The sequence below is a fragment of the Parvibaculum sp. genome (assembly GCF_049672805.1).
Classification (GTDB): Bacteria; Pseudomonadota; Alphaproteobacteria; order Parvibaculales; family Parvibaculaceae; genus Parvibaculum.
Window position 1 is genome coordinate 1 of sequence record NZ_JBATWS010000345.1, and the last position, 6,063, is coordinate 6,063.

Annotated in this window: 8 protein-coding genes; 7 read left to right on the forward strand and 1 reads right to left on the reverse strand. The window is 58.7% G+C overall.

The genetic code is table 11. The features are described 5' to 3' along the window. From WBF74_RS10890 to WBF74_RS10920, 7 genes are all read left to right on the forward strand, one after another. Nucleotides 1–1,173 (forward strand): flagellar M-ring protein FliF (locus WBF74_RS10890; protein ID WP_424439461.1); only part of this gene is annotated, 1,173 nt, incomplete at its 5' end. Beyond that, nucleotides 1,170–1,862, forward strand: a complete 693-nt coding sequence (locus tag WBF74_RS10895) for a hypothetical protein (protein ID WP_424439464.1) — start codon at nucleotides 1,170–1,172, stop codon at nucleotides 1,860–1,862. The genes WBF74_RS10890 and WBF74_RS10895, both read left to right, overlap by 4 nt. Further along, nucleotides 1,859–2,281, forward strand: coding sequence for a flagellar motor switch protein FliN (fliN, locus tag WBF74_RS10900; RefSeq protein ID WP_424439466.1), 423 nt, complete (start codon nucleotides 1,859–1,861; stop codon nucleotides 2,279–2,281). Before WBF74_RS10895 ends, fliN begins: the two co-directional genes overlap by 4 nt. A gap of 15 nt (nucleotides 2,282–2,296) precedes the next feature. After that, on the forward strand, nucleotides 2,297–3,298 hold the full coding sequence (locus WBF74_RS10905) for a FliM/FliN family flagellar motor switch protein (protein ID WP_424439469.1): 1,002 nt from the start codon (nucleotides 2,297–2,299) through the stop codon (nucleotides 3,296–3,298). Then, nucleotides 3,279–3,848, forward strand: a complete 570-nt coding sequence (locus WBF74_RS10910) for a hypothetical protein (protein ID WP_424439472.1) — start codon at nucleotides 3,279–3,281, stop codon at nucleotides 3,846–3,848. Before WBF74_RS10905 ends, WBF74_RS10910 begins: the two co-directional genes overlap by 20 nt. Nucleotide 3,849: 1 nt before the next feature. Further along, on the forward strand, nucleotides 3,850–4,461 hold the full coding sequence (locus tag WBF74_RS10915) for a MotE family protein (RefSeq protein ID WP_424439475.1): 612 nt from the start codon (nucleotides 3,850–3,852) through the stop codon (nucleotides 4,459–4,461). Nucleotides 4,462–4,473: 12 nt separating this feature from the next. Then, entirely contained in the window at nucleotides 4,474–4,971 is a 498-nt protein-coding gene (locus WBF74_RS10920; RefSeq protein ID WP_424439478.1) for a hypothetical protein, read from the forward strand. 68 nt (nucleotides 4,972–5,039) lie between these two features. Here the strand turns inward: WBF74_RS10920 and WBF74_RS10925 are convergent, their stop codons facing one another. Continuing rightward, entirely contained in the window at nucleotides 5,040–5,804 is a 765-nt protein-coding gene (locus WBF74_RS10925; protein ID WP_424439480.1) for a winged helix-turn-helix domain-containing protein, read from the reverse strand. Nucleotides 5,805–6,063: the final 259 nt, after the last annotated feature.

Genomic DNA, 6,063 nt, shown 5'->3' on the forward strand with positions numbered 1-6,063 from the left:
GAGGATTCATCCTCCAAGGCGCGCGAGAAGGCGGTTGCCATTCAGCGTCTTGTCTCATCCGCTGTGCCGGGCCTCAAGGCCGAGGACGTAACGGTTCTTGACCAGACAGGCACCATTCTCGCCGCGCAGGGAGACAGCGGGCCGCTGGCAGCGCGAGGTATCGATCTCAAGCGCGAAACGGAAGCCAAGATGGCGGACACCGTCTCGCAGCTTCTCACGCCCTATCTCGGTCACGGTAATTTCCGTGTCGCCGTAACCGCCCAACTCAATATGGACCGGGTTTTGGTGGCCGAAGAGATTTTCGACCCGGAAAGCCAGATCGAACGGTCGCGGCACAATGTGGCGGAAAGCGAGGAATCGAATGACAGGAGCATCGATCCGCCGACGACCGTGTCGCAGAATCTGCCGACACAGGATGTTCCGAATGCGGCGGGGGCACAGTCCAGCTCGAATACGCGCCGTCAGGAAGAAACCATTAACTATGAAATCTCGAGCGTGCGCCGGGAACGCATCAGCGAGGGCGGAACGATTGAGCGCGTAAATGTCGCCGTTCTTGTGGATGGTGTGCGGGGAGCGGGAGCTGATGGGGCAGAAAGCTACGCACCACGCACGGAAGAAGAGCTTGCCAAGATTGCAACCATCGTGCGCACCGCCACAGGTTTCGATCAGTCGCGTGGCGACGTGGTAACGGTCGAGAATGTACGCTTCCAGGAGCGGGGCATGGACCTCATCGCAATGGGCGAGCCCGGCTTCGCGGAAGTCCTCATGCGCAATATCGGCACGATTGTGCAATCCGTGGTGTTGCTTGCGATTGTCGGCCTTCTCGTGATGTTCGGTCTTCGGCCGCTTATGTCGCGCCTGCTCGCCACGGCGCGGCGCAACAAGGACGCTGAAACCGATCTTCTGACGCAGCTTGCTCCCGGTGACGGAGAGGCGATGGCCGCCCTGGGCGGACCGCAGGCGCAGGCCTTGCCGGGGACGGATGATGCTCTGAAAGCCTTGCCGGGTGCGTCAGACACGGAACGCTTTGTTGAAAACATGATCCAGCTCAAATCGGTCGAGGGGAAGGTCCGCGAATCCTCTATCGCGAAGCTCGGCGAAATCGTGGAACAGAACCCCGATGATGCCGTCGCGATCCTCCGGTCCTGGATCTATGAGGAGGCGCGCGCATGAGCATCCGCAATGGAGATCGCCATCACCCCTATAGGTTCCGTGTGTTCCATGATGGCGAGGAACATGAGGGCATCACTGCTGTTCACCCCGCATCCTTCGTGGATGAGGCAACGAATGAAAGATTGATCGCGCAGCGCGTCGAGCAGGGGATTTCCGATGCGCGCAAGCAGGCCTATGCGGAAGGTCGGGCCGCAGGCTTCCTTGAGGGACAGGAAGCGGCCCGCTCTGAGCAGCGCGCAAGGGAAGCGGCTGCGCTGGAGCGGATCGTCGAGGCCCTTGCCACGTCGGATACAACACTGCGCAGTTCGATCTCGGAAATGGAGCGGCAGATGCTCTCTGCCATGCGCGCGCTTGTGCGCCGGCTCGCACCGCGTCTTCTGGAAGCTGGTTTCTTTAACCGTCTCGAAGAGCTGATGAGTGAAGCCTTTGAGCGGATCGGCGACGGTGTTGCGCTGGAGCTTCGTCTCAATCCCATGGATGCCGCTATGGCCGGGGAAAGGCTCGTTACGCTTGCCGAGGAAAACGGACACACGCTTGAAGTGATCGGCATCGCCCGGATTCCGCAAGGAAGCTGCGATCTCCGCTGGGGCGACGGCGGGGTGCGCTTCGATGCGCGCGATCTCTTTGAGGAACTTTCGGCTGTGCTCGACCAGAACGAGAATTTTCAACTGAAGGAGATGAGGAAATGACGGATCAGCACGATGAAATGGACATGGCGGTGTCCGGCGCGGCTGACGTCGCCGCAGAAGTATCGATTTCGCCGGAGGATGCCGGGGTGTCTCTCCAGCCGTCCCCCACGGGTGCGCGAACGGCGCAGGCTTTCGCAAGCGCTCAGACCGAGCTTCAGAACCTGTCCCTCATCATGGGTGTTCCCGTGAAGATGCAGGTTGTTCTCGGCGCGGCTGTCATGCCTGTCGCCAATCTTCTCAAGCTCGGTTGTGGTGCCGTGGTGGAACTCGACCGCAAGGTGGGCGAGCCTGTTGCCATCACCATCAATGAACGCGTGATTGCGCGCGGCGAGGTGGTGGTCGTTGATGATGACCGCTTCGGCGTGACCTTGACGGACATCGTCTCTGAACCCATTCCGGGTATGGCGGCAGGCTTCTGAAGGCGGGATTAGACGATGCCGACTGGCAAGAAAACAGTGGCCGCTCAGCAGAGAGACATCGAGGCCGGGGTTGCGGAGGCGCTGAACCGCCGTCCGGACTCCGTGAAGAATGATGCTCTCTCCCGGCTGACGGGCGCGGCGGGTGTTTATGAGCGCCTGCCGATGCTGGATGTGATTGCGGACCGGCTGGTGCGGCTTCTTACCTCGGGTATGCGCCAGTTCACCTCGCGCACTGCCAAGATCTCGATTGAGCGTTACTCAGTGATGAAGTTTGGTGAGGCGCTGGGCACGTTTCCTGATCCCGGTCTTATCAGCGTCACGGCGGCGCGCAGCTGGGATGGCAAGGTGCTCATGGCCGCTGATGCCGAGATGATCTTTGCGCTGGTCGAGGTGCTGATGGGGGGGCGCCAGCAACCTGTGAGTACAGAGCTTCAGCGTGCCTTCACCTCCATCGAACGCCGTCTTGCGCAGCGGACACTCAATGTTGTCGCGCAGAACCTGTCTACCGCATTCGATCCCATCGCGAAGGTTGAGTTTGAAGGTGAGAGGATCGAGACAAATCCCGAGTTTGTGGTGATCTGTCGGGAGAATACGCCGACGGTCCTGCTCACGCTGCGCATCGCGTTTGAAAAGGTCGGTGGTCTTGTCAGCATCGCCATTCCCTATTCCACGCTGGAGCCGGTGCGTAAGGCTCTGCTCAAGATGTTTGTGAACGACAAGTTCGGCCGTGACCCTGTTTGGGAACAGCATCTGAATACGGAAGTACGCCGCACGGAACTCACCCTGACCGGCGTGCTGCATGAACGCATGATCCCTCTCGGCGAGGTTGCCAGCTGGAAGCCGGGCATGACGGTCATGCTGCCTGTTTCAGTCGGCAAGCCATCGGCGCGGCTCATGTGCAATGGCGTTCCGCTCTATGAAGGTGAAATGGGCCAATCCAACGGCTCTCTCGCGGTGCGGATAGAAGAGCCGACCGACCAGAAGAAGGAGTTTTTCGATGCTATCGCTCGCGATTAACGGTGTGCTTCTGGTCGCGCTGCTTGTCTGTGCGGGATATATGTTCGTCGTATCGCGCCGGTTGCAGGCATTGCGGTCAGGGCAGGACGGGATTGCGCCCACGATTGCCCGCTTCGCTGATCTGACGGTCGAGATGTCCGGTACGTTGCAAATGCTCAAGGAAGATGCAGGGCAGGCCGCCCATGCGCTTGAGAATGCCATTTCGCGCGCGAGCGCCAAGCAGAAAGACATAGAGCGCGCGCTTCTTGATCTGAAATTTGAACAGAAGGTGGCGGAGCGTGCTCAGGCGGCAAAGCCTGTTTCGTTGCAGCAGGCGGTCATTGAAAAGCCGACTGCGCCAGTTCGTGATATTCTGAGCCTTGCCACCTCGGCCAATGAACCTGCGGAGCCGATCCGAGCCCCCGTCTGGGCAAAGGCCACGACGCGCGCCGCGACGCATTATCGCGCTCGCGACACGGAAACCGCCGGGCAGGGGCATGGTGCGGTTCTCAGCGAAGCGCTCGCTACATTCTATGGGCCTCAGACTGCATCGCAGGAAGCGGGGAGCTGAAATGAGAGTCAGTGTTACTCTGATTGCGTTGACGGCGATCCTGCTTGCACTTCCCGTTCATGTGGAACTGGTCGTGCAGCAGAGCCAGGCCATTGCGAAGTCTGGCACGGTGCCGGGCTTCGGTGACCATCCGCGGCCATGGGCGGAGAATCTTGCCACCGTCGAGGAAGCCGCGCCCGCTGCGGAGGTGATCGCGTCAGAGAAGGAAGATGAAATCGCTGCTCCGATGGTACCGGCGACCTGTCCCATGACGGCGGCTGCATCAGAAGACAGGTTGGTACAGCTTAAGGCGGCCGAACTGCGGATCAATCAGCAGGTAGATCATCTGGCAGCCCTGAAGACGGAACTGGAGAAGCTGCTTGAGCAGCGCAAGGCGGCGGAGGATCAGGACATTCAACGCCTTGTTAATCTGTATCGTAATATGAAGGCAGGGGAGGCGGCTTCCATTCTCGCCGATCTCGATATGCCAATCGTGGTGTCGATTGTCATGGCGATGAGCGAACGCGATGCGGCGCCGATCCTTGCGCAAATGCCAAAAGCGGCGGCGCAACAGATCACGCGTGAGATCGCCCGCCAGCGGAGCCTGATGCATCTTGGCGGGGAACTCGGCTAAAGGCATATTCGTATGGCGCAACACCATCGCAGACCCACCCTCACGCTCATTACCGGCAGCCGCAATGGCAGCGAGGGATCTTCATCCAGTCACTCCTATGACGGGTTGATCTGCGCCGGGCTCGAGCAGGTTCTTGGCGAAGCGATGGCGGACATATTTGATGTCGATCTCGCCCATTTCGTCGGCGAGCTGCGCAATGGCTACCGCGATGTGTTGATTGATGTTGTCGATGATGTGCTGAAAAGCATGCCGAATAGTGCCCCGGTTACATTTGAAGGCAAGGGCATGTTCGGCCTCGACTGGAACTCACCGCCCATGGTGCAGCTTGAGTTCACATGGCGTGGCCCTTTCTACAATGTCATCTTCTACATGACGCGAGAGGGCAGCCGCCGCTTCTGCACGCTGGAGAGGATCGTGCCGGAAGCCGGCTATGATATGGAGCGGGTGGTAGCCCATCTGCTGCGCGATCTGTGGCATCGGCTTGGCCAGGACGGGTCAGCCATTTTCTGATTGCTGCTTCATCGACACGACAAAAGAGAACGGGCCCGCTTGGGGCCCGTCTTTCTTTTGTGGGTGCCTCAGCCGACAGCGCGTTTCGGTTCGGCTTCCTCGATAATGTCCTCTGCCATATCGGGCAGGCTTGCCGCCGAGGGGGCGTCCAGCTTGTAGCCGCGGCCATAGACCGTTTCGATGTAACAGCCGCCAGACGTATGCGCCGCAAGCTTCTTGCGCAGCTTGCAGATATAGACATCCACCACCTTGTCGAACGGTTGCGTGTCACGCATACCGTAAACCGCGTCATAGATCGTCTCCTTGGAGACGACGCGGCCAACGCGCAAGGCAAGCTGCGTGAAGATCGTGTGTTCGCGGTGGCTGAGCTTGATGCGTTTCCCGTCCACCTCGGGGTCGTGTCCGTCAAAATAGGCGGTGATCTCGCCGATCTGGATGCCGGTTGTCTGGTGGCCGAAAGTCCGACGTGTGATGACAGCCATTCTCTCCAGCACTTCAGCAGCATTCACAGGCTTCACCATCACATCGTCAGCGCCGGCATTCAGGAGCTGAATGGTGCTCTGGCTGCATCGATGATCGATGAGAACGATGATGGGCACAGTACAACCACCAGCCCGCAGACGGCGAACGAGTTCTTCGGCATTTTCCGTAGAACCGATGAGCGCGCCGAAGGAGTGGTTGAGCTCATAAGCCATTTCATCGTCCGGACGTTCTGCGAAGTCAGACGGAAGATGATGGATCTCGGTTCTTTCCTTGAGAAATAGTCTCTCCAGCGCCGTTGCTACAATCTGGTCGGCCTCGATGAGGCTCACACTCGTTTTCTTGCGTTTCATCACATACCCGCTTGTTCGAGTTCTGGAACGTGCGAAGTGTCATGGGCATGCCCCAGCCCCTCTGCCGGATGGACCAATCCTTGGTGCTTTCGGCAATGACAAGGCGATTAGGCAGAGTAACGGCTGAACAAAAGGTAAATTTCAAAGATTAAACGCTGAATATATAAGAAATATTGGTCCTCGTTCCAAAATAGATCGTTACGTATTCCGTTTATATAAATTTGTATTCAAATTTCTATATAAATCTATTCGACTGTAC